General features: G+C 64.5%; 20 protein-coding genes. 11 read left to right on the plus strand and 9 right to left on the minus strand.

Translation table 11 applies throughout. The features are described from left to right. Window positions 1-244: 244 nt before the first annotated feature. Together rpsI and rplM are read right to left on the minus strand one after the other, a co-directional pair. Window positions 245-637: a 30S ribosomal protein S9 gene (rpsI, locus tag I4X03_RS16895; protein WP_131428569.1), complete on the minus strand. Its 393-nt coding sequence runs from the start codon at window positions 635-637 to the stop codon at window positions 245-247. A gap of 9 nt (window positions 638-646) precedes the next feature. After that, window positions 647-1,081 (minus strand): 50S ribosomal protein L13, encoded by a 435-nt coding sequence (gene rplM / locus I4X03_RS16900; protein WP_131428568.1) that lies wholly within the window; start codon window positions 1,079-1,081, stop codon window positions 647-649. 270 nt (window positions 1,082-1,351) lie between these two features. Between rplM and I4X03_RS16905 the strand changes: the two genes are divergently transcribed. The 4 genes from I4X03_RS16905 to I4X03_RS16920 are packed head-to-tail and all read left to right on the plus strand — an operon-like array spanning window position 1,352 to window position 5,174. Further along, window positions 1,352-2,788, plus strand: a complete 1,437-nt coding sequence (locus I4X03_RS16905) for an alpha/beta fold hydrolase (RefSeq protein ID WP_223469409.1) — start codon at window positions 1,352-1,354, stop codon at window positions 2,786-2,788. Window positions 2,789-2,802: 14 nt separating this feature from the next. Beyond that, a complete protein-coding gene (locus I4X03_RS16910; protein WP_223469410.1) occupies window positions 2,803-3,534 on the plus strand; it encodes an ABC transporter ATP-binding protein in 732 nt (243 codons plus the stop codon). Continuing rightward, window positions 3,531-4,712 (plus strand): ABC transporter permease, encoded by a 1,182-nt coding sequence (locus I4X03_RS16915; protein ID WP_223469411.1) that lies wholly within the window; start codon window positions 3,531-3,533, stop codon window positions 4,710-4,712. The genes I4X03_RS16910 and I4X03_RS16915 overlap by 4 nt, the downstream gene beginning before the upstream one ends. Window positions 4,713-4,736: 24 nt before the next feature. Continuing rightward, window positions 4,737-5,174, plus strand: a complete 438-nt coding sequence (locus I4X03_RS16920) for an OsmC family protein (RefSeq protein WP_223469412.1) — start codon at window positions 4,737-4,739, stop codon at window positions 5,172-5,174. Between the two features lie 4 nt (window positions 5,175-5,178). On the opposite strand, the gene coq7 is transcribed toward I4X03_RS16920, so the two are convergent. Together coq7 and I4X03_RS16930 are read right to left on the minus strand one after the other, a co-directional pair. Next, window positions 5,179-5,823 carry a 2-polyprenyl-3-methyl-6-methoxy-1,4-benzoquinone monooxygenase gene (gene coq7, locus I4X03_RS16925; protein WP_223469413.1) on the minus strand — a complete coding sequence of 215 codons (645 nt, stop codon included), beginning with the start codon at window positions 5,821-5,823 and terminating at the stop codon, window positions 5,179-5,181. Window positions 5,824-5,854: 31 nt separating this feature from the next. After that, entirely contained in the window at window positions 5,855-6,301 is a 447-nt protein-coding gene (locus tag I4X03_RS16930; protein ID WP_223469414.1) for a hypothetical protein, read from the minus strand. Window positions 6,302-6,421: 120 nt separating this feature from the next. On the opposite strand from I4X03_RS16930, the gene petA reads away from it, so the two are divergent. From petA to I4X03_RS23105, 4 genes are all read left to right on the plus strand, one after another. Beyond that, window positions 6,422-7,027 carry a ubiquinol-cytochrome c reductase iron-sulfur subunit gene (gene petA, locus I4X03_RS16935; RefSeq protein WP_223469415.1) on the plus strand — a complete coding sequence of 202 codons (606 nt, stop codon included), beginning with the start codon at window positions 6,422-6,424 and terminating at the stop codon, window positions 7,025-7,027. A 215-nt stretch (window positions 7,028-7,242) separates the two neighbouring features. Continuing rightward, window positions 7,243-8,133 carry an ABC transporter ATP-binding protein gene (locus I4X03_RS16940; protein WP_223469416.1) on the plus strand — a complete coding sequence of 297 codons (891 nt, stop codon included), beginning with the start codon at window positions 7,243-7,245 and terminating at the stop codon, window positions 8,131-8,133. Window positions 8,134-8,142: 9 nt separating this feature from the next. Continuing rightward, window positions 8,143-11,712, plus strand: a complete 3,570-nt coding sequence (locus I4X03_RS16945) for an ABC transporter permease/M1 family aminopeptidase (protein WP_223469417.1) — start codon at window positions 8,143-8,145, stop codon at window positions 11,710-11,712. After that, window positions 11,709-11,837, plus strand: coding sequence for a hypothetical protein (locus tag I4X03_RS23105; RefSeq protein ID WP_267874068.1), 129 nt, complete (start codon window positions 11,709-11,711; stop codon window positions 11,835-11,837). The genes I4X03_RS16945 and I4X03_RS23105 overlap by 4 nt, the downstream gene beginning before the upstream one ends. 101 nt (window positions 11,838-11,938) lie before the next feature. Here I4X03_RS23105 and I4X03_RS16950 read toward each other — a convergent pair whose 3' ends face one another. The 4 genes from I4X03_RS16950 to I4X03_RS16965 form a co-directional block, all read right to left on the minus strand. Further along, window positions 11,939-14,602: a DNA topoisomerase III gene (locus I4X03_RS16950; protein WP_223469418.1), complete on the minus strand. Its 2,664-nt coding sequence runs from the start codon at window positions 14,600-14,602 to the stop codon at window positions 11,939-11,941. Between the two features lie 232 nt (window positions 14,603-14,834). Then, window positions 14,835-15,299 carry a Smg family protein gene (locus I4X03_RS16955; protein ID WP_223469419.1) on the minus strand — a complete coding sequence of 155 codons (465 nt, stop codon included), beginning with the start codon at window positions 15,297-15,299 and terminating at the stop codon, window positions 14,835-14,837. Between the two features lie 85 nt (window positions 15,300-15,384). Beyond that, complete coding sequence (dprA, locus tag I4X03_RS16960) at window positions 15,385-16,500, minus strand: DNA-processing protein DprA (RefSeq protein ID WP_223469420.1); 1,116 nt, start codon at window positions 16,498-16,500, stop codon at window positions 15,385-15,387. A 7-nt stretch (window positions 16,501-16,507) separates the two neighbouring features. Further along, a complete protein-coding gene (locus I4X03_RS16965) occupies window positions 16,508-17,605 on the minus strand; it encodes a LysM peptidoglycan-binding domain-containing protein (protein ID WP_223469421.1) in 1,098 nt (365 codons plus the stop codon). 279 nt (window positions 17,606-17,884) lie between these two features. On the opposite strand from I4X03_RS16965, the gene def reads away from it, so the two are divergent. Together def and fmt are read left to right on the plus strand one after the other, a co-directional pair. Then, on the plus strand, window positions 17,885-18,427 hold the full coding sequence (gene def / locus I4X03_RS16970) for a peptide deformylase (protein ID WP_223469422.1): 543 nt from the start codon (window positions 17,885-17,887) through the stop codon (window positions 18,425-18,427). A gap of 8 nt (window positions 18,428-18,435) precedes the next feature. Beyond that, window positions 18,436-19,392, plus strand: coding sequence for a methionyl-tRNA formyltransferase (fmt, locus tag I4X03_RS16975; RefSeq protein ID WP_223469423.1), 957 nt, complete (start codon window positions 18,436-18,438; stop codon window positions 19,390-19,392). On the opposite strand, the gene I4X03_RS16980 is transcribed toward fmt, so the two are convergent. Continuing rightward, window positions 19,389-19,640, minus strand: coding sequence for a BrnA antitoxin family protein (locus I4X03_RS16980; RefSeq protein WP_223469424.1), 252 nt, complete (start codon window positions 19,638-19,640; stop codon window positions 19,389-19,391). The two genes, fmt and I4X03_RS16980, sit on opposite strands and share 4 nt — an antisense overlap. 250 nt (window positions 19,641-19,890) lie before the next feature. Here I4X03_RS16980 and metH point away from each other — a divergent pair, with 250 nt between their 5' ends. Beyond that, the gene (gene metH, locus I4X03_RS16985; protein ID WP_223469425.1) at window positions 19,891-23,655 is read left to right on the plus strand and encodes a methionine synthase; all 3,765 of its coding nucleotides are present in this window, start codon (window positions 19,891-19,893) and stop codon (window positions 23,653-23,655) included. Window positions 23,656-23,721: the final 66 nt, after the last annotated feature.

The following is a 23,721-nucleotide window of genomic DNA, read 5'->3' on the forward strand; positions in this document are numbered from 1 at the left end:
TGGGCAAAGCCCGATAAGGTAATAATTTTAACAGCGTCCCAAAATCCCCGCCGCGCCCGACTAAATCAACGAAACAATCCAAAATCGGGGAACATTCCAAAATCGGGGACAGACCACCATTTTGGAATCTTCCAAAATGGTGGTCTGTCCCCGATTTTGGAATGTTGCTGCAAAAGCAAAAAGCCGCGGGCTTCGCAGCCGGCGGCTTTTCGGTAGCAGCGCCGTAGCGCTGCCGGGAAACGAATTAACGCTTCGAGAATTGCTTTGCGCGACGTGCTTTGCGCAGACCAACTTTTTTACGCTCGACTTCACGTGCGTCACGGGTAACGAAGCCTGCACGCGCCAGATCTGGCTTCAGTGCTGCGTCGTAGTCGATCAGCGCACGGGTGATGCCGTGGCGAACCGCGCCAGCCTGGCCGGACTCGCCGCCGCCGTGGACGTTGACCTTGATGTCGAAACGCTCGACATTGCCGGTCAGTTCCAGTGGCTGGCGAATGACCATCAGGCCGGTTTCGCGCGAGAAGTATTCCGACGCTGGCTTGCCGTTGACGATGATTTGGCCAGTGCCAACTTTGATGAAGACGCGAGCGACTGCACTCTTGCGACGGCCGGTGCCGTAATTGTAGTTACCGATCATGTCAGTTCCTTACTTGAACAGCACGAGTGCTTGAGGTTGCTGGGCAGCGTGCGGATGGGAACCTTCCGCGTACACTTTGAGCTTCTTGATCATGGCGTAGCCGAGCGGGCCTTTAGGCAGCATGCCCTTGACCGCTTTCTCGAGCGCGCGACCAGGAAAACGCTCTTGCATTTTCTTGAAGTTGGTTTCGTAGATGCCGCCTGGGTAGCCGCTGTGACGGTAGTACGTCTTTTCAGTTGCCTTGGTGCCCGTAACGCGCAGCTTGCCCGCATTGATGACGACGATGAAATCGCCGGTGTCGACGTGCGGAGTGAATTCTGGCTTGTGTTTGCCGCGCAGTCGGAGTGCCACTTCGCTGGCAACACGTCCGAGGACCAAGTCCGTCGCGTCAACCACGAACCAATCGCGCTGGACTTCGTGTCCTTTAGCGGAAAAAGTTTTCATGATGACTTCCTAATATTTTAAATCGCTCAAATGGTGGTTCCGCCTTCACTACCAGCGGACTCGGCCTTATTTTCTTTCCTGAGCAAACGGAAAGCCGACAATCATAGCCCATCTGGCGTTACCGCGTCAAGGTGCGCTTGCGGTCCCTGTCTCATGCAGGCACAGCCTCAAATCGGCACTTGATGCCCAGCAATCGGCGGCTCATGCCAAATGAGTTGACTGGCGGAACGGTGCCAAACTAGTATGCAAAGACCCTTTTTAGGAGTCCTTGTGAAACTCAGCGCCTGCCTTGCCATCGTCTTGTTCCCGCTCCTGCTGTCGTCCCATGCCGCCGGCGCCACGCCGCCCTCGCAGGCCGGCCGCACCTGCCACCTGCCCGGCTCCGAAGAGCCGCTGCGCTGCCTGAAGGTCACCGTACCGCTCGACTACGCCGCCCCTGCCAGCACCATCGATATCCATGTCACGGTGGCGCCGGCCTTCCGCGAATCGGCGCGCCCCGATCCGCTGTTCATCCTTGCCGGCGGTCCCGGCCAGGCCGGCAGCGACGTACTTGGCTTCCTCGACCAGGTGTTCCGCCGCGTGCGCGCCACCCGCGACATCGTGTTCATCGACCAGCGCGGCACCGGCCTGTCGGGCAAGCTCGATTGCGCCAGCAAGCCTGAATACGAAACCATGAGCGACACCCAGTTGCAGGCGATTGCCGCCGGCTGCATCGCCAGCCTGGGCAAGAACTTCTCCGCCTACACCACCGCCAATGCCGCGCGCGACATCGACATGGTGCGTCGCGCGATCGGCTACGGCAAGATCAACCTGTGGGGCGGCTCGTACGGCACCCGCCTCGGCCAGGCCTACGCGCGCGCCTTCCCGGCCCAGGTGCGCTCGCTGATCCTCGACGGCGTCGCCGCGCCCGACCAGATCATCCCGGCCGGCGGCGTCGATGGCAAAGCCGCCCTCGATGGCCTGTTCCGCGCCTGCGCCAAGGACCAGGCCTGCAACAAGGCCTTCCCGGCGCTGCGCAGCGAATTCGACGCGCTGGTAGCGCGCCTAGGCGCCGGCCCGGTCGAAGTCTCGCTCGCCAATCCGCGCACCACGCTGCCGCTGCGCGAGTCGATGACCCGCGCGCGCTTCCTGTCGACCGTACACAACGTGCTGTACTCGCCGCAGGACAGCCGCCGCCTGCCGTATATGATCCACAGCGCCCACCAGGGCCGCTGGGAGCCGTTCGTCGCGCGCCGCAACGCCAGTGGCGACTTTGCCACCGAAGGTCCGATGGCGATGGGCCTGTACGTCGCGGTAGTCTGCGCCGAGGACTACTCGCGCCTGACGCCGCAAATGGCCGCTGCCGACGCCAGCGCCTCGCTGCTGGCCGTCGGCACCATCAAGCAGATGGAGACCATGTGCAAGGCCGCGCAGGTGCCGGCGGTGCCGCTGAGCGCCCCCACGCGCATCGATGCGCCGGTGCTGATGCTGTCCGGCGCGCTCGACCCGGTCACGCCGCCGCGCCGCGCCGAAGCGGCCGGCCAGCACATTGCGCGCGCCCAGCACGTCGTGGTCACCCACGCGGGCCACGGCATTTCGCAGCTTGGCTGCGGCCCGCGCCTGCTGCGCACCTTCCTCGACAACCCGGCGCAGAAGCTCGACGCCAAGTGCCTGTCCGAGATCCCCGCCCCCACCTTCCAGGTCGGCAGCGCCGGACCACATCCTTAAACATCGAGGCAAACATGATTGAAGCGAGCGACGTCCGCAAACATTTCGGCGCGGTGCAGGCTCTCGGCGGGGTGTCGTTCACCGCGCGCGACGGCCAGATCACCGCCCTGCTCGGCCCCAACGGCGCCGGCAAAACCACCCTCCTGCGCCTGCTGGTCGGCCTGCTCGAACGCGACCACGGCAGCATCGCCATCGGCGGCATCGACCCGGCCGTCGATCCGATGGCGGTACGGCGGAACATCGGCTTCCTAACCGACCAGTTCGGGCTGTACGAACGCCTGACCACGCGCGAGTACCTGACCTATTTCGGTGAACTGAACGGCATGGGCGGCGCAACCCTGCGCGCGCGCATCGACGAAGTGGCCGACCTGCTGTCGCTGGAAGACATCCTGCTGCGCCAGACCAAGGGCTTCTCGCAGGGCCAGCGCATCAAGGTGGCGATGGCGCGCACGCTGCTGCACCGTCCGCGCCACCTGCTGCTCGACGAACCAAGCCGCGGCCTCGACGTGATGAGCACGCGCGCGCTGCGCAACGCCCTCACGGTGCTTCGCAAGGAAGGCTGCTGCGTGCTGATGGCGACCCACGTGATGCAGGAAGTGACCCACCTGTGCGATGACGTGATCGTGATCGCCAAAGGCCATACGGTGGCTCAGGGTTCGCCCGAAGAGCTGTGCCGGCGCACCGGCATCGCCAACCTCGAAGATGCGTTTGTCAGCCTGGTCGGCGAAGAAGGGATCGCAGCATGAAGTCAAAGTCGATGGTCGTATTCATCAAGGAGTTCCGCGAGACCTTGCGCGACCGCCGCTCGCTGGTGCTGCTCGCGCTGTTTACGCTGATGTATCCGCTGATGCTTGGCTACATGCTCAACAAGCAGATCGAGCGCGCCACCAAGCCCGAGCGCGAAGGCATGGCGCTGGCGGTGATCGGCGCGGCCCAGGCGCCCAACCTGATGGCGCAGTTCAAGCAGAAAAACGTCACCGTGCAGCAGGTCGATGCGCTGGATGAGGAAGCGATCACCGAACTGCTCAAGTCGCGCAAGGTCGTGGCGGTGCTGCGCATCGACGACAAGTTCACCGAAAACTACCAGGCCATGCGCCCGGCGCAGGTGGAGCTGTGGTTCGATTCGGCGATCGACAATGGAGCGCGCGTGCGCGACGTCGAGATGGTGCTCAACGCCTACAGTATGGACATCGCCAGCGCGCGCCTGCTGGCGCACGGCGTCTCGCCGGTGACGATGGCGCCGGTCAAGGTGCAGCGCTACGACACTGGCGGCACCGCCGGCCGCTCGGGCATCATCGGCGCGATGATCGGCTTCCTGTTCTTCCCGGCCTTCGGCTGCTGCCTGTCTGCGGCGGTCGACAGCACCGCCGGCGAGCGCGAACGGCGCTCGATGGAAGTGTTGATGGCGCAACCGATCCGCACCTGGGAGCTCATCGGCGGCAAGTGGCTGGCCGCCGGCATTTTGTCAGTGGTCGCCATCACGCTGGAACTGGCGCTGGCGCACGGCATCCTGAGCTGGCTGCCGCTGGAAGAAGTGGGCACCTCGTGGCGCGTCACCTCGCTCGACCTGGCGATGATCTGCCTGGCGTCGGTGCCGCTGTCGATGCTGGCCGCCGCCGTCCATATCGCGATGGCGATGAACGCCAAATCGTTCAAGGAAGCCCAGACCACGGCCAGCGTCGTCATGCTGGTGCCGATGATTCCTGGCGTGGTGGTGTCGATGATGGAGCTGAAAACGGCGGCCTGGATGTACGCGGTGCCGATGCTGTCGAACCAGACCTTGCTGGGCGAAGTGGCCAAGGGCCAGGACGTCGGCGCAATGCCTTACCTGATGACGTTTGTCAGCTCGATGATCCCGGCGCTGGCCGCTGTCGCCTTCGCCAGCTGGCGCTTGCGCAGCGAACGTTACGTACTGGCGGTATAGTCACGTTTTTGAACGGAGGCAGGAATGGAAGTCAAAGTCAGCTGGAATGGCCCGTCGGGCATGAGTTTCCGGGCCGCGACCGGCTCGGGCCACATGGTATCGATGGACGGCGCGCCCGAAGGCGGCGGCCACAACCTGGCGCCGCGCCCGATGGAGATGGTGTTGCTGGGAACCGGCGGCTGCACCGCCTACGACGTCGTGCTGATCCTCAAGCGCGGCCGCGAACTGGTCGAAGGCTGCGACGTCACGCTCAAGGCCGACCGCGCCGAGACCGACCCGAAGGTGTTCACGCGGATTCACTTCCACTTTGTGGTGAGCGGCAAAAACCTGAAACACAGCACGGTGGAACGCGCGATCAACCTGTCGCACGAGAAGTACTGCTCGGCCTCGATCATGCTGGCCAAGAGCGCCACCTTCACGCATTCGTTCGACATCGTCGAAACCGGCGCGCCGGCGCCGTAAAGCGTCAGATGTAGTAGGCGGTGGTGGTCATCACCTTGGACATGGCCGTCATGCCGGCCTTGACCAGCGCCGGCGTCTCGGCCGCGCCCAGCTCCCTGGCAGCGGCGCCATGGACGATTTCGTCAAGCCGCATCTGTTCGACGATGGCGCGCGATTTGGCATCCTGCGCCGGCAGCTGCACCAGGTGGTTGTCGAGGTGCGCCTCGACCTGGCGCTCGGTCTCGACCACGAAGCCGAGGCTGCGCGCGTCGCCGAGGTGCGCGGCGACCGCGCCAATGGCGTAGGCGCCGGCATACCACAGCGGGTTCAGCAGGCTCGGCTGCGAGCCGAGTTCGGCCAGGCGCTGGGCGGTCCAGGCCAGGTGGTCTTCTTCCTCGCGGCCGGCCTGTTCGAACTGCTCGCGCATCTGCGGGCTTTTGGCGAAGCGCGCCTGCGCATCGTATAGCGCCTGCGCGCACACTTCACCCACATGGTTGACCCGCATCAGGCCCGCGCTGTGGCGCTGTTCACGCTCGTCGAGCGTGGCGTCGGCCGCATGCGCGGCCGGATTCGGGCGCGACGAGGTGGCGACGCCGCCAATGACGCGCAGCGCCTTGTCGACGTTGACGATCAGGCTATCGAAGGGATTGAGGGAACGCTGTGATGGCATGGCGGTGTCCAGTGACGCTGTCAAAACGCCATTATAAAACGTCGCGCGGCGCCGGCGCGCCCGCCTCGGGCAGCTTCTGGCGCTCGATCCAGTCGAGCACCGGCCCGGCGATGTCGATCCCGGAGATTTTCTTCGCCACCGACAGGTTCAGCGACAGCAGGAACGGCACGCTGTCGACCGGCACCTCGGGACAGTGTTCGGCGAACGCCGGCAGGAAGCGCTTCGATTCCAGCACCGGGATCACCTTGGCGCCGCTCATGAACTGCAGCACGCTGGTGATCGTGTGGCCCTTGCCGATCGACTGGTAGATGAAGCGGTTGAATTCGCGGTCGACGATCTTGAAGTCGATCGTGTCGTCGGTCATCAAGGCGGCCAGGTAATGCAGCCCGAGCGCGGTGCGGAAGAAGTCGGTCGATTCGCCCACGGTCTGGCCGCGGCGGGTCACGGCGAGCACTTTTTCTTTGGTTGCAGTATCCATCTGAACATTATCCACATTTTCAGCGCCGTCAGGCCGGTTTTGGCGGCCCTGCCCGAACCTGCCGCCGCCTGGCCGGTCAAACCTGCAAACACTCCCGGGTGGCAGACGACGAGACCGGCCATGGCCACGACGCTCATCTACAAGGCACTAAGCTACAAGGCAAGCCGCCGCCAGTTCCTGACGGCCAGCACGATCGCCTTCGGCGGCGCCGGGCTGGCGGCAATGACGATGCCGTTCATCGCCTCGATGTTGCCCAGCGAACGGGCGCGCGCCGCCGGCGCCCCGGTGGAGGCGGACACCACCAAAATTGCCCCGGGCGAACTGGTGACGGTCGAGTGGCGCGGTCGGCCGGTATGGATCCTGCACCGCACTCCCCAACAGATCGCCTCGCTCGGCGGGCATGACGACCAGCTGGTCGACCCGGCCTCGCGCAAGCCGCAGCAACCGCCCTACGCGGCCAATCCGTCGCGCTCGCTCAAACCCGAATTCCTGGTACTCACCGCCATTTGCACCCATCTCGGCTGCATTCCCAGTTACCGGCCCGAGCCGGGCGCGGCCGACATCGGCGCCGACTGGCCCGGCGGCTTCTATTGCCCCTGCCACGGCTCGCGCTTCGACCTGGCCGGGCGAGTGTTCGAGAACGTCCCGGCCCCGTCCAACATGGAAGTGCCGCCGCATAACTTCATGGCCGGCGGCAAACTTCTGATCGGCGTCGATCCCGCCTGAGCGGCGCCCGCCGCGTTCCGGCGAGCTTCACTTGTCGTCGCGCCGCCACGGCCGGCGCCCCGCCCCATTCCTCCAAAACTGCACTCTGTTCCAATCAATTCGCCGTGTATCGCAACGAGCCGCCGCAGCGGCCCTAAATTTAATACAATGCAACTATCATATAAGTGTGACAGTTGCATTTTTGGTTACGCTTGGTTACAGGATCTGGAGTCAGCATGGAATTACGAATCCGCAATTTGTCCAAGACTTACGCCAACGGTGTTGTGGCGCTGGACAAGGTCACCCTGAACATCCCCACCGGGATGTTCGGCTTGCTCGGCCCAAACGGCGCGGGCAAATCGACCTTGATGCGCATTCTCGCCACGTTGCAGGAATGCGACTCGGGTTCGGTGTTCCTTGACGATATCGACGTACTCGACGAACAAGACGAGGTGCGCCGCCTGCTGGGCTATCTGCCGCAGGACTTCGGCGTCTACCCGAAAGTGACCGCTTACGAACTGCTCGACCACTTCGCCGTTCTCAAGGGCTTGTCGAACCGCGCGCGGCGCCGCGAAGTGGTGGACGGCCTGCTCCAGCAAACCAACCTGTTTGAAGTGCGCAACCAGCGCCTCGGCGGCTTTTCGGGCGGCATGCGCCAGCGCTTCGGCATCGCCCAGGCGCTGCTGGGCGACCCGCAGCTGATCATCGTCGACGAGCCGACCGCCGGCCTCGACCCGCAGGAACGCGTGCGCTTCCATAACTTGCTGTCCGACATAGGCGAAGACAAGACCGTGCTGCTGTCGACCCACATCGTGTCCGATGTGGCCGACCTGTGCTCCAACATGGCCATCATCAACAAGGGCCAGGTGCTGCTGTGCGGCGAGCCGCAAAAGCTGATCGACGCGATCGACGGCAAGATCTGGGAGCGCTTCGTCAACAAGGCCGAGCTGGCCGCCTTCCAGGCCCGCCACGCGGTGATCTCGACCCGCCTGCTCACCGGCCGCACCCTGATCCGCGTGTACGACGAGCGCGATCCGGGCGACGGTTTCGATGCGGCCATCGGCGACCTCGAAGACGTCTACTTCGCCACTATCGCCGGGCGCAGTTTCGCGGCCAGCAACTGTTAAGGACAGTTTATGCTGGCAATCGCATTATTCGAAGCGCGGCAGCGGCTCAAGCTGCTGTCGACCTGGGTCTACTTCGCCATGTTCCTGGCGATGGCGATGCTGTGGATGGCCGCCGCCGGCGGCGTCTTCAAGGAAGCCATCGTCACGTTCGGCGGCAAGGTGCTGATCAACGCGCCGCGGTCGATCGACCTGACGGTGGCCTTCCTTGGCTGCCTCGGCGTGGTGGTGGTGGCTGCCATCGCCGGCCGCTCGGTGCAGCAGGACTTCGAGTACGACATGCACCACTTCTTCTTCAGCGCGCCGATCCGCAAAGCCGACTACGTGTTCGGGCGCTTCCTCGGCGCCTTCCTCACCATGGCGATCATCTTTTCGAGCATCGTGCTGGGGGCCTGGCTGGGCACCTGGATACCGGGCATCGAGCCGGACCGGCTCGGGCCCTCGACGCCGATGATGTACCTGCGGCCATTCGTCTTCACCCTGCTGCCCAACCTGTTCATCTTCGGCTCGATCTTCTTCGTGCTGGCCGCGCTGACGCGCCGCATGATGCCGGTGTACGTCGCCAGCGTGGTGATGATGGTCGGCTACATCGTGGCGCCGCAACTGGCGCGCGACCTCGATTACAAAACCCTCGCGGCCCTGATCGACCCGTTCGGCACCACGGCGCTGATCCGGGTGACCGAATACTGGCCGATCGCCGAGCGCAATGTGCGCACCATCCCGTTCGACGGCGTCTACCTGCTCAACCGCCTGATCTGGTCGGGCTTCGGGCTGGTGGTGCTGCTGCTGGGCTACTGGCGCTTCCACTTCATCAGCAGCGCCGACAGCGGCGCCGCGCGCCGCAGCGACGGCGAACTGCCGCTGCAGCTGTCGCACACCGCGGTCGGCACCCGCGAAAAACCCGACTTCGCCAGCCGCAGCCTGGCGCTGCTGCTGGTGCGCTCGGCATGGCTCAACTTCCGCGAATCGGTCAAGAACATCTACTTCGCCGTCATCGTGCTGGCCGGGGTGCTGGCGGTCTTCGCCAGTGCGATCAACATGGGGTCGATCCACGGCACCGGCACCTACCCGGTCACCTACAAGGTACTCGAAATGATCGGCGAGATGTTCGCGCTGTTCATGCTGGTGGTCACCACCTTCTACGCCGGCGAGCTGGTCTGGCGCGAACGCGAAGCGCGCATGGCGCCTATCCTCGACGTGATGCCGGTGCCCACCTGGGTGCGCATGCTGGGCAAGGTCTGCGCGCTGATCGGACTGCAGGCGCTGATGCTGTTCGTGCTGATGATCTGCGGGCTGCTGATCCAGGTATTCAAGGGCTACTTCGTGTTCGAGCTGGGGCTGTACATCAAGACGCTGTTCCTGATACAGCTGCCGCAGTACGCGCTGCTGGCGGTGCTGGCGATCGCCCTGCAGGTGCTGTTCAACCACAAGTACATCGCCTACTTTGCGATGATCGTGTACTACGTCGGCAGCATCACCTTCGGCACGCTGGGGCTGGATCACCCGATGATCCTGTACGGCACCTCGCCGCAATTTATCTACTCGGCGATGAACGGTTTCGGCCACTACCTCACGCGCGAACGCTGGTTCATGCTGTACTGGGGCGGCGCGGCCTTGATGCTGCTGGTGCTGACGCTGGTGTTCTGGCCGCGCGGCTGCAACGATGAACTGGGTAGCCGCCTGCGCCTGGCGCGCCGCAACCTGAGCGGCCCGGTACTGGCCGGCTTCGCGCTTGGCCTGGCGATATTCGCCGGCACCGGCGCGCTGCTGTACTTCAACCTCCACGTCGCCAACGATTTCCACACCGCCTGGCAGGACGAGCAGAAGCGCGCCGAGTACGAGCTGCGCTACAAGCCGCTGGCGCAACTGGCGCAGCCGCGCGTGACCGGCGTCGACCTGAAAGTCGACATCGCACCCGAACAGCGCACCCTGGCCGTTCGCGGCACCTACCAGCTTGAAAACAGGTCAGGCCGTCCGGTCACCGACATCCTGGTCAACCAGGACCGCCGCGCCAGCTTGCAGCTGCGTTTCAGCCAGCCGGCGCGGCGCGTGATCGCCGACCACGAGCGCGGCGCCTACCTGTACAAGCTGGCCACTCCGCTGGCGCCTGGCGCGCGCATCGCGATGGCTTTCGACGTGCGCTACGCGCCGAAGGGCATCCTCGGCATGGGGCTCGACACCCCGGTGGTCGGCAACGGCACCTTCTTCAACAAGGACGCGCTGCCATCGATCGGCTACCTGCGTGCGATCGAGCTGGACGACGCGCGCGACCGCAAGCGCCACGGCCTGCCGGCGCGCGAGCGCATGCTGGCGCAGGACGACCCGCAAGGGCAAGCCGTCAACTACGTCAGCCCCGACGCCGACTGGATCAATTTCAACGCCGTCGTCAGCACCAGCCCGGACCAGATCGCGATCGCGCCCGGGACGCTGGAAAAGGAATGGCTGGACAAGGGCCGCCGCTACTTCCACTACAAGATGGACCGGCAGATCCTGAACTTCTACGCGTTCCAGTCGGCGCGCTACGAAGTGCGGCACGACCGCTGGCGCGACGTCACCATCGACATCTACTACCACCCGTCGCATGACGCCAACCTCGACCGCATGGTGCGCGGCGTCAAGGCGTCGCTGGAATACTACTCGGCCAACTTCAGCCCCTACCAGCACAAGGTCGTGCGGGTGGTCGAATTCCCGCGCTACGCCTCGTTCGCGCAGTCGTATCCTGGCACGATCGCCTACTCCGAAAGCCTCGGCTTCATCGCCAAGGTGGACGACCAGGACCAGAAGCAGATCGATTACCCGTTCCATGTCACCGCGCATGAAATCGCGCACCACTGGTGGGGCCACCAGCTGGTGGCGGCAGACACGCGCGGCGCCACGGTGCTGACCGAAACGCTGGCCGAATACTCGGCGCTGATGGTGATGAAGAAGACCATGGGGCCGCACAAGATGCGCCGCTTCCTGCGCCACAACCTGGATCGCTACCTGATGGGGCGCGCACTCGAAAACAAGAAAGAGCTTCCGCTGGCGCAGAACGAAAACCAGGACTACATCCACTACCGCAAGGGCGGCATGGCGATGTACCTGCTGCAGGATGTGCTGGGCGAGGACAAGGTCAACGGCGTGCTGCACGACCTGTTGACGGAGCACGCCTTCCACGGCCCGCCGTACAATGGCGCCGGCGTCCTGACCGCCGCGCTGCGCCGCGTGACGCCGCCGGAGTACGCCTACCTGATCGACGACCTGTTCGAGTCGATCGTCCTGTACGAGAACCGCGCCACCATGGCGACCGCGCAGCGCCGCGCAGACGGAAAATATACCGTGACCCTGGCGGCCACCGCGCTCAAGATGCGCGCCGGCGAACTCGGCGAGGAGAAGGAAGCGCCGCTGAAGGACGTGATCGAGTTCGGCGTCGACGACAAGGACGGCCGGCCGCTGGTGCGCGAACGCCGCATCGTGGGCAGCCGCGACGTGGTGGTCACCCTGATCGTCGACGGGCGTCCGGCGCGCGCCGGCATCGACCCGGACAACAAGCTGATCGACCGCAAGCCGTCGGACAACATGATCGAGGTGGAACTGCGATGACAAGGCTGCCACCGGCATGCTCGGCCATGCTGCTGGCCGGCTCCGCCGTGGCGGCCGGCCCGCAGGGCGCCGCGGCGCCGACGCTCGACGCGGCATTGCGCCCTACGTCGACACCGCGGACCTGACATGCTCTCGTCGGGCGATAAGCGCAGCGCATCCGCCAACAAAACGTAAAAGCCGCGCCAACCCTTGATGGGCTGGCGCGGCTTTGTTGCGACGGCGTCGCTTACTTCGCTACCGCTGCTTTCTTGACAGGCGCTTTCTTAGCCGCGACCTTCTTCACCGCGGCCTTCTTGGCCGGCGCCTTCTTGGCCGGCGCCTTCTTGGCAGCGGCCTTCTTCACCGGCGCCGCGACTGCGCCCTCTTCGCCTTCGACTTCCGGCTCGGCCTTGGCAGCCTTGCCCTTGGCCGGCGCCTTGGCCTTGCGCTCTTCGAACTCGAAGCTGGTCTTGCCGTCCTTGCCCCTCACCAGGAAGGCCTTGAACGGGCGGCGCGTGCGCTGCGACACGAAGCCCGGCAGCAGGTCGGTCTTGCCTTCATTGAGCAGCTTGGCCATCTGCTCCGGCAGGATTTCCTGCTGCAGGATGATGCGGCCGCTGCGGAAATCGCAGGTCTTCGGCTTGGCCACACTGTGTTCGCACACATACGCCAGGCCCATCTCGTAGACGCCGCCGCTGCATTTCGGGCACGGTCCGAGCGGGGTCTGGCCGGTGAAGTCGACGCCTTCGCCGTCCTCGCTCTCGTCGTTCTGGCCGAAATCGAATTCCAGCTTGAAGTTGTTGATGTCTTCGTCGCGCACGATGCGCAGGATCGCCGCGAATGGACGGCCCATCTTCGAGCGGAAACCCTGCAGCGGACCGATGGTGCGGTTCTTCAGCAGTTCTTCGACCTCGGGGATCTCGAACTGGCGGCTGCCCGGCGTCTTGCTCATGTTGAATTCGCACTTGGTGCAGGCGAAGCGGCGGTAGTTTTCCTTGACCACGCCGGCGCAGTTCGGGCACGGCGTCTGCAGCGTGGTGTAGTCGCCCGGGATCGTGACGTTGTCGTATTCCTTGGCGCGCTTGACGATAATCTGCGTCATCTGGGCGATTTCGCGCATGAATTCATCACGCGAGATTTTGCCCTTCTCCATCTGCGACAGCTTGTATTCCCACTCGCCGGTCAGTTCAGGGGCGGTCAGTTCGTTGACGCCCAGGCCGCGCAGCAAGGTCATCAGCTGGGACGCCTTGGCGGTCGGGATCAGCTCGCGCCCTTCGCGGATCAGGTAGCGCTCGGTCAGCAAGCCTTCGATGATCGCCGCACGCGTCGCTGGCGTGCCGAGGCCCTTGCCAGCCATCGCATCGCGCAGTTCGTCGTCGTCGATCAGCTTGCCCGCGCCTTCCATGGCCGACAGCAGGGTCGCTTCGCTGTAGCGCGCAGGCGGCTTGGTGACCAGGCCGTTGGCCATGACTTTCTCGGTCAGCACTTTCTCGCCCTTGGCCACCGGCACCAGCGTACCGGCGTCTTCCTTGTCGTCGGCGGCCAGTTCCTTGCCGTAGATCGCCAGCCAGCCCGGGTTGGTCATGACCTTGCCCTCGGTCTTGAACTGATGGCCCGACACTTCGGTGTAGCGCGTGGTGACCTGGAACTCGGCCGCCGGGAAGAACACCGCCATGAAACGGCGCGTGACCAGGTCGTACAGTTTCTGTTCCGGCTCGGACAGGTTCTTTGGCGCCAAGGTGGTCGGGATGATCGCGAAGTGATCCGAGATCTTGGCGTTGTCGAAGATGCGCTTGTTCGGCTTGACCCAGCCGTTCTTGCTGATCTGCTTGGCGAACTGGTGGTAATTGTTGTTCTCGGCCAGCGACTCCATGGTCGCCTTGACGGTGCCGATGTAGTCTTCCGGCAGGTGGCGCGAGTCGGTACGCGGATAGGTCAGCACCTTGTGCTTTTCGTACAGCGCCTGGGCCAGGCCGAGCGTGTTCTTGGCCGAGAAGCCGAAGCGGCCGTTGGCCTCGCGCTGCAGGCTGGTCAGGTCGAACAGCGCCGGCGCCATCGAGGTGGTCGGCTTCGATTCTTCGGTGACGTTGCCCTGGCGGCCCTTGCAAGCCATCGCGATGGTGTCGGCCGCAGCCTTGCTCCACAGGCGTTCCGGGCGCTTCTCGGGGTCGTTCTCGTCCTTCTTGAACGACTGGTCGAGCCAGCGGCCTTCGTAGATGCCGGCGGCGCAGATGAACTCGGCGCGCACTTCCCAGAAGTCGCGCGAGACGAACTTCTTGATCTTCTCTTCGCGCTCGACCACGATCGACAGGGTCGGCGTCTGCACGCGGCCCACGGTGGTCAGGTAGAAGCCGCCCTCTTTCGAGTTGAACGCCGTCATCGCGCGGGTGCCGTTGATGCCGATCAGCCAGTCGGCTTCGGAACGGCAGCGCGCGGCATCGGCCAGCGGCAGCATTTCTTCGTCGCTGCGCAGCTTGGCGAAGCCATCGCGGATCGCGCCTGGCGTCATCGACTGCAGCCACAGGCGCTTGACCGGCTGCTTGGCTTTCGCGTTCTGCGCGATCAGGCGGAAAATCAGCTCGCCCTCGCGCCCGGCATCGCATGCGTTGATCAGCTGGGTGACATCCTTGCGCTTGATCAGGCGGTTGAGCACCTTCAGGCGCGATTCGGTCTTGGCGATCGGGTTGAGCGCGAAATACGGCGGAATCATCGGCAGGTGGGCAAAGCTCCACTTGCCGCGCTTGATGTCGAACTCTTCCGGCACCGCGATTTCCAGCAGGTGGCCGACCGCGGACGACAGCACGTATTCGTCGGATTCGAAATACTCATCGTGCTTGGTGAAGCCGCCCAGCGTCTTGGCGATGTCGTTCGCAACGGAGGGCTTCTCGGCGATGATGAGGGTTTTTGTCATATAAGGTTCTCGTCGTACTCTGGTTGTTTGGCCCGCGCATCATACATGCTTGGCCGGGATATCAAGATTTGTCGTTCCGATATCACATTTGTAACAGTGGATAAGTGCGGCCAATGATAAGCGGGTTGTCGTGAAATCCGCAAGTGGCCTTTGGGACGGTAAGCGACTCCGGCGCAACGCTTGCGTCGCGGAGGAAAGCGGCAACCCGGCGGCTTTTGGGCCGGGAAGGCGCCTAATGCAGCAGGCGGGGAGCCTGCTCGTCGTCCGACCCGAACAAATCGTCGAACATCAGGGCGTCAGGTTCTTTGCCTTGGCTCCAGAGCAACATCAGCACGATGATCTTAAGTTTGCCCAGGCCGACCGGGGATTCGTCCAGCACCAGCGCGCGTTCGATGACGATTTCGCGCTGCACCGGGCTGAGCACCCGCGCGCTTTCAAGGAACTGGATGAAGCCGACCGCGGCCGTGCCGAGCACGTCGTATTCCTGGTCTACGTAGAACCGGATGCCATCCGAGGAAGCGGAGAATTCGAGGTCGCCGCCGGCCATTTCGGTCAGGTCGGTCAGCCAGACCAGTGCCTCGGAAATTTCGACCTCGTCGAATCCCACCGCGGACAACTTGCGCGCCAGGGCGGCCGGCTCGGGGCAGGCGTCGGGGCGGTAGTAGGTCTCGTAGAGGTAGACAAGGATATCAAACATGGCTCTACTCTATCAGTTAAGTTCGTTGTGGCACAAGTGTCCACAGTACCGCCCGGCAATAGCGGGATCAAGGAATGCGCCGAATCTAACGATTCACGCGCTGGAACAATCCGCCCGGCAGTCTTTCCAGATGGCCGGCCAGTTCGAGGGTCAGCAGGTGGGCGCTGAGGGTACCCGCGTCGAGGCCGCATTCCAGCGCCAGCGCGTCGGCGCCGACCGGGTCGTAGCCCAGCGCATCGAGCAACTGGTCGGACGGTGCGCGCGCGCCGCCGCCGGCGCCGCGCGGGCTGGCCAATTGCGGCGCGATCTCGTCGAGGACATCGGCGGCCGAGTCGACCAGCTTGGCGCCCTCGCGGATCAGCCGATGGCAGCCCTTGCTCATCGGCGCGTGGATCGAGCCGGGAATCGCGAACACTTCCCGGCCCTGTTCGGCGGCCATGCGCGCGGTGATCAGCGAGCCGGACTGGGCGGCCGCCTCCACCACCAGCACGCCGGCCGACAGGCCGCTGATCAGGCGGTTACGGCGCGGGAAGTTGGACGCGAGCACCGGATGCCCCAAGGGATACTCACTAATAAGACAGCCGCTGTGCGCGATGCGATGGGCCAGCTGGTGGTTGCGCGACGGGTAGACGATATCGGCGCCGGTGCCGATCACGGCCACGGTGGCGCCGGGCCCGCACAGCGCGCCATCGTGGGCGGCGGCATCGATGCCCAGCGCCAGCCCGGAGACCACCGTCAGGCCGGCTTCGCTGAAGGCGCGGGCGAACGCGCCGGCGTTGGCCTTGCCCTGGGTGCTGGCGTTGCGGCTGCCGACGATGGCCACCGAGGGCGCCGACAGCAGCGCCACATGGCCGATCGCGTACAGCAGCAACGGCGGATCGTGGATTTCGCGCAGCATGCGCGGATAAGCCGGGTCGTGCAAGGTCAGGACCCGGTTGCCGGGTTTGGCCAGCCATTCCCGGGTGCGGTCGATCAGTTGTTCGGTAGATGGGGGCGGCGGCGCGGCGATGGCGCTTGCCTGCGCCGCGCCGCAGAGCGCGGCGAGCGCCGCGTGGCTGGCGTTGAAGACGCCGGCGGGAGAACCGAAGGCGTCCAGCAGGCGCGCACCCAGCACGCAGCCGATGCCCGGCACGGATACCAGCCGCAGCCAGCCGGAAAGATCCGGCCGGGCTGATTGCTGCGTGGGGTCCGTGTCCTGCACGGCGGTTTTACTCCGGTGATTTAGCCACGTCGCCGACCTGCACCGGCTCAGTTACCTGCATGACCAAGCCGTAAGAAACGTTCTTGAACACGCGGAAGATAAACAGATCGCCGTATTGCTCGTCCGGCAGCTTGATGGTCGGCCTGGCGATCCCCAGCATGCCTTTGTCGCCGCCCGGATCCGCCACAACCTTACCGAAATGGTACAGCTGGAGCACCGCGCCGACATCGAGTCCGTCAACTGAACCGCGATTGATGCTGACGATCTGGTTCTGCCCCGCATACGTCACGCCGCCATAAATCGACACCACGCGCGCGTCGATGACGGTCTCGGGCGGATGCGGCACATAGTTGCGCATGCCCTCGGGCGGCACCGGCGCCAGGCGGTCGCCCACGCCCATTTCCTGATGCGAGCTGCCGACCGTGAAGGTATGGACATCGACGCCCGGTGTGGCTTGCGCCTTCAGCGCCACCGTGCCGAGGTACTGCGCTTCGTAGCCGAGCAAGGCGCCGGTTTCCGGATCCGTCAGCGGCGTGCCCGGGCGGTACACCTGGAACGCCTTTACACCGTTGAGCTCGCCTTTGACGTAGACCTTGTCGCCCTGGCCCATATACACCCGGCCTTCCTGCGCGGCGGCGATGCGCGGCGCGCTCGCCAGCTCGTCGACGCCGATCACCAGCGGACGGGTCAGGAAGGGTTCGATCATCGCCGGCGGAATCGACGGCACCGCGTCGCGGCCCATGCCTTCGGTGCGGAACTGCGGCGACAGGCGGGTGATGCCCGGCCGGCCGGCGCCATCGTCGTCGCCCGGCCGGGTCAGCGACAGGCGGCCGGTCTTGCGGTCGAAGTAGACGATCTGGCCCGGGTAGATCCAGTGCGGGTTGCGGATCTCGTCGCGGTTCATGCCCCATACCTGCGGCCAGCACCATGGATGCTCGAGGAACTTGCCGGAGATGTCCCACAACGTATCGCCCTTGACGACCTTGTGCTGGTCGGGCGCGTTCGGGCGGAACGCGCAGGGCGCGGCCTGGGCGGATGAAGCAAACAGGCCTGCCAGGAGCGCTGCTCCAGCAAGTCGGGCGCCGACTGTGCTAAAATTTTTCATTGAGATGTCCGAAAAGTGCGGCATTACACAAAATTGCTGGCTGAACCGCCACCCATCGCGCGCCACGGCGCAAAAGGCAGCAGAATGCGCGCTCCCCATTGCACTTGCTGAGAGTAAAGGGTTGCCGTACTGGATCAAATTCTGCACATAAATCCTTGAAGTAGCAAGAAATACTGCGCCCGATCACCGTGGCGGACTGTGTGATTTTGTTGTTTTAAGGCATTTTTCTGCTGGCACCACCGAATCGATTATTAAATTGTTACTGAGCTGAACACACCTATGGCACTCCTGACTATCCTGCGCTACCCCGACCCACGCTTGCACAAGGTCGCCAAGCCGGTTACCGAATTTGGCGACCGCATCAACCGCCTGGTGGCGGACATGGCCGAAACCATGTACGAGGCGCCCGGCGTCGGCCTGGCCGCCAGCCAGGTCGATGTGCACGAGCAGCTGGTGATCGTCGACATCACCGACACCAAGGATGACCTGCGCGTGTTCATCAACCCGGAAATCATCTGGGCGAGCGACGAAAAAACCATCTACGACGAAGGCTGCCTGTCGGTACCGGGCATTTACGACGGCGTCGAACGTCCGTCCAAAATCAAGGTCCGCGCACTCGACGCGCAGGGCGTGCCGTTCGAACTGGCGGCAGACGGCCTGATGGCCGTGTGCATCCAGCACGAGATGGACCACCTGCAGGGCAAAATTTTTGTGGAATACCTGTCACCGCTCAAGCGCAACCGCATCAAGGCCAAGCTGGTCAAGGAAGAGCGCGGGCTCGAGCGTGAAGCGGCCCTGCGCGCCGCCGGCCGCCGCTACTGACGCGCGCGATGAAAGTCGTCTTTGCCGGCACGCCGGAGTTTGCCGCGGTAGCCCTGCGTGCCTTGCATGAGGCTGGCTTTGAGATCCCGCTGGTGCTGACCCAGCCCGACCGTCCGGCCGGGCGCGGCATGCAGCTGCAGGCGCCCAGCGTCAAGCAATACGCGCTGGCGCACGGCATCGAAGTGCTGCAACCGCTGTCGCTGCGCACCGACAGCAAGGACCCGGAACGGGCAAGCCAGGCCGCGGCCGCCCATGCGCGCCTGCTTGCGCTCGACTACGATGTGATGGTGGTGGCCGCCTACGGCCTGATCCTTCCGCTCAGCACGCTCAACATCAAGCCTTGCATCAACATCCACGGTTCGCTGCTGCCGCGCTGGCGCGGCGCCGCGCCGATCCACCGCGCGATCGAGGCCGGCGATACCGAAACCGGCGTGACCATCATGGAAATGGAAGAAGGCCTGGACACCGGCCCGATGCTGATGATGGAGCGGGTGGCGATCGGCGCTGCCGATACCACCGCGACCTTGCACGACACGCTGGCCGCACTGGGCGGGCGCATGATCGTGGCGGCGCTGCGCCAGCGCGCCCAGGGCACGCTGGAAGCGGTGCCGCAGCCTGCGGCCGGCGTCACCTACGCGGCCAAGATCAGCAAGGATGAAGCGAAGATCGACTTTTCACTGTCGGCCGGCGAAATTGCCCGCAAGATCCGGGCATTCAACCCGTTTCCCGGCGCCCACGCCGAAGTCAACGGTGTAGCGATCAAATTCTGGGGTGCCGAGGCGCTGCCTGAAGGAAGTACCACCCTCCCCGGCCAGGTGCTGGCCGCCGACGCCCAGCATGGCATCGTGGTCGCCTGCAAGCACGGCACCTTGCGCCTGACTGAACTGCAAAAGCCTGGCGGCAAACGCCTTCCAGCACAGGAATTCCTCAAGGGATTCCCGCTGGAAGGACTGTGCTTCGATTAAGCCGCGTCGTCGCTGGCCGCGGCCTTGGCGCGCTCGGCGTCCATGTGCTCGCGCAGCAGCTGGTTGATGCGGGTCTGGTAGCCCGGACCGGCCGACTTGAACCAGTCAAGCATGTCCACGTCGAGGCGGATCGTCACGATCTGCTTTTGCTGGGTGGCGCTGGCCTTGGCGGCTGGCTGCTGGGTGCTGCTGCCGAGGTAATTTCCCTGGACGGGCTCGTCCCACGCTGGTGCGAAATCCTTGTTCATTCCTGAATCCTCATCTTTAAAACCTGTCAATACTGCGATTGTGACCCTGTCATGTAACGTAAAGATTGCTGTGCCCTCAGGTTTTGTATCCTCATGTTTCCGTGTCACGCTTTAATACAAAAAGATACAAACGCTACCCGTGAATCCAAATGCTGCACTGCGAAAACTTTTCGACCGGGTTGACGTATAATTTTAGACCCGGGCCGCGCCCGGCCGGCCTGCCCGGGACACCGCCATCTGAAAGCACACCATGACCACCACCGCACTCTCAAAGACCGAATCCCAGCTGCGCGATATCTTGTCGCGCCGCATCATGATCCTTGACGGCGCGATGGGCACGATCATCCAGCAGTACAAGCTCGACGAGGCGGCCTACCGCGGCGAGCGCTTCGCCACGTTTGCTGCCCCGGAGAACAGCGGTGCGCGCGAACTGTTTGTCAAAGGCAACAACGAACTATTGACGCTGACGCAGCCGCAGGTGATCCAGGAAATCCACGAGCGCTACCTGGCCGCCGGCGCCGACCTGATCGAAACCAACACCTTCGGCGCCACCAGCATCGCCCAGGACGACTACCACATGGGCCACCTGGCGTTCGAGATGAACGTCGAAGCGGCCAGGCTGGCGCGCCGCGCCTGCGACAAGTACAGCACCCCGGACAAGCCGCGCTTCGTGGCCGGCGCGCTCGGCCCGACGCCGAAAACCGCATCGATCTCGCCCGACGTAAACGACCCGGCCGCGCGCAACGTGACCTTCGACCAGCTGGCGGCGGCCTACCTCGAGCAGGTGCGCGGGCTGGTGCAGGGCGGCGCCGACGTGCTGCTGGTCGAAACCATCTTCGATACCCTCAACTGCAAGGCCGCGCTGTTCGCGATCGACCAGTACTTCGACGACAACCCTGGCCAGGTGCGCCTGCCGATCATGATCTCCGGTACCGTCACCGACGCCTCCGGCCGCATCTTGTCCGGCCAGACCGTGCCGGCTTTCTGGAACTCGGTGCGCCATGCCAAACCGCTGACCATCGGCCTCAATTGCGCGCTCGGCGCGGCGCTGATGCGCCCCTACGCCGAAGAGCTGTCCAAGATCGCCGACACCTTCGTCTGCATCTACCCGAACGCCGGCCTGCCCAACCCGATGAGCGACACCGGCTTCGACGAACTGCCGGCCGACACCTCGGCGCTGCTGCGCGAATTCGCCGACGCCGGCTTCATCAATATCGCCGGCGGCTGCTGCGGCACCACCCCGGAACACATCAAGGCGATCGCCGACCTGCTGGCCGACCGGGCCCCGCGCGCGCTGCCCGAGATTCCGGTGGCCCAGCGCCTGGCCGGCCTCGAGCCGTTCACCATCGACGCGGACTCGCTGTTCGTCAACGTCGGCGAGCGCACCAACGTCACCGGCTCGAAAGCGTTCGCGCGCATGATTCTCAACGAGCAGTACGACGAAGCGCTGTCGGTGGCGCGCCAGCAGGTGGAAAACGGCGCCCAGGTCATCGACATCAACATGGACGAAGCGATGCTCGATTCGGTCGCCGCGATGACCCGCTTCCTGAACCTGATCGCGTCCGAGCCCGACATCTCGCGCGTGCCGATCATGATCGACTCGTCGAAATGGTCGGTGATCGAAGCGGGCCTCAAGTGCGTGCAGGGCAAGGCGGTGGTCAACTCGATCTCGATGAAGGAAGGCGAGGAAGAATTCATCCGCCAGGCGCGCCTGTGCCGCCGCTACGGCGCCGCCGTCATCGTCATGGCGTTCGACGAAAAGGGCCAGGCCGACACCTTCGAGCGCAAGACCGAAATCTGCGCGCGCGCCTACAAGGTGCTGACCGAGCAGGTCGGCTTCCCGCCCGAGGACATCATCTTCGACCCGAACATCTTCGCCATCGCCACCGGCATCGAAGAGCACAACAACTACGCGGTCGACTTCATCAACGCCACGCGCTGGATCCGCGACAACCTGCCGCACGCGAAAGTCTCGGGCGGCGTCTCGAACGTGTCGTTCAGCTTCCGCGGCAACGACCCGGCGCGCGAAGCGATCCACACCGTGTTCCTGTACCACGCGATCAAGGCCGGCATGACGATGGGTATCGTCAACGCCGGCATGATGGGGGTGTACGACGACATCGCGCCCGAACTGCGCGAGCGCGTCGAAGACGTGGTGCTGAACCGCCGCGACGACGCCACCGAGCGCATGATCGAGATCGCCGGCACCCTGAAGGCCGGCGACAGGCAGGACGCGCAAAACCTCGCCTGGCGCGACGGCACCGTCAACCAGCGCCTGTCGCACGCGCTGGTGCACGGCATCACCCAGTGGATCGTCGACGACACCGAAGAAGCGCGCCAGGCGCTGCTGGCCTCGGGCGGCCGCCCGATCCACGTGATCGAAGGCCCGCTGATGGACGGCATGAACGTCGTCGGCGACCTGTTCGGACAAGGGAAGATGTTCCTGCCGCAGGTGGTCAAGTCGGCGCGCGTGATGAAGCAGGCCGTGGCCCACCTGATCCCGTACATCGAAGAAGAAAAGAAGCGCGAAGAAGAGCGTACCGGGATCGTCGCCAAGCCGAAGGGCAAGATCGTCATCGCCACCGTCAAGGGCGACGTCCACGACATCGGCAAGAACATCGTCTCGGTGGTCCTGCAATGCAATAACTTCGAAGTCGTCAACATGGGCGTGATGGTGCCTTGCTCCGAGATCCTGGCCCGCGCCAAGGTCGAGAATGCCGACATGGTCGGCCTGTCCGGCCTGATCACCCCATCGTTGGAGGAGATGGCGCACGTGGCGCGCGAAATGCAGCGCGACCCGCATTTCCGGATGCTGAAGATTCCGCTGCTGATCGGCGGCGCGACGACCAGCCGTGCCCACACCGCGGTCAAGATCGCCCACAACTACGAAGGCCCGGTGGTATACGTGCCGGACGCATCGCGCTCGGTCTCGGTGGCGCAGTCGCTGCTGACCCCTGAGACGCGCGACAAGTACATCGAAGACATCAGCGACGACTACGCGCGCATCCGCGAGCAGCACGCCAACAAGAAGGCGCTGCCGATGCTGTCCTTGAAGGACGCACGCGCCAACAAGATGAAGCTCGATTTTGCGCCGGTGCGCCCGAAATTCATCGGCCGCCGCGAATTCAAGAACGTCGACCTGGCGGCGCTGGCGAAGTACATCGACTGGGGCCCGTTCTTCCAGACCTGGGACCTGGCCGGCCCTTATCCCGCCATCCTGACCGACCCGGTGGTGGGCGATGCGGCCAGCCGCGTGTTCGAGGAAGGCCAGGCGCTGCTGAAGAAGGTCATTGAAGGGCGCTGGCTGACCGCCAACGGCGTCATCGCGCTGCTGCCGGCCAACTCGGTCAACGACGACGACATCGAGATCTACACCGACGACAGCCGAACCGAAGTCGCGTTCACCTATCACGGCCTGCGCCAGCAAGGCGTCAAGCCGGTGGTCGACGGCGTGCAGCGCCCGAACCAGTGCCTGGCCGATTTCATCGCGCCGAAGTCGTCAGGCGTGGCCGACTACATCGGCATGTTCGCCGTCACCGCCGGCCTTGGCATCGAAAAGCACGAGAAGCGCTTCGAGGATGCGCACGACGACTACTCGTCGATCATGCTCAAGTCGCTGGCCGACCGCCTGGCCGAAGCCTTCGCCGAATACCTGCACGAGCGCGTGCGCAAGGACCTGTGGGGCTACGTGCCGGCCGAAACGCTGAGCAATGAAGACCTGATCGCCGAGCGCTACTCGGGCATCCGCCCGGCGCCAGGCTATCCGGCCTGCCCGGAGCACACGGTCAAGGCCGAAATGTTCCGCGTGCTCCAGGCCAACGACATCGGCATGCAACTGACCGACTCGTTCGCCATGTTCCCGGGCGCGGCGGTATCCGGTTTCTACTTCGCGCATCCGGAGTCGAAGTACTTCGTGGTCGGCAAGATCGGCGACGACCAGCTGGCCGACCACGCCGCGCGGCGCGGCGCCAGCAAGGAAGACCTGGAGCGCTGGCTGGCCCCGAACCTGTCGTAATCGGCAGAACTTTCCGCCGCCTTCCGCGCTCAAAGCAGTGTTGCGGGCGTGCCGGCGCCACGCCCG

It is taken from the genome of Massilia soli (genome assembly GCF_016809835.1).
In the GTDB taxonomy this organism is placed as follows: Bacteria; Pseudomonadota; Gammaproteobacteria; order Burkholderiales; family Burkholderiaceae_D; genus Telluria_A; species Telluria_A soli.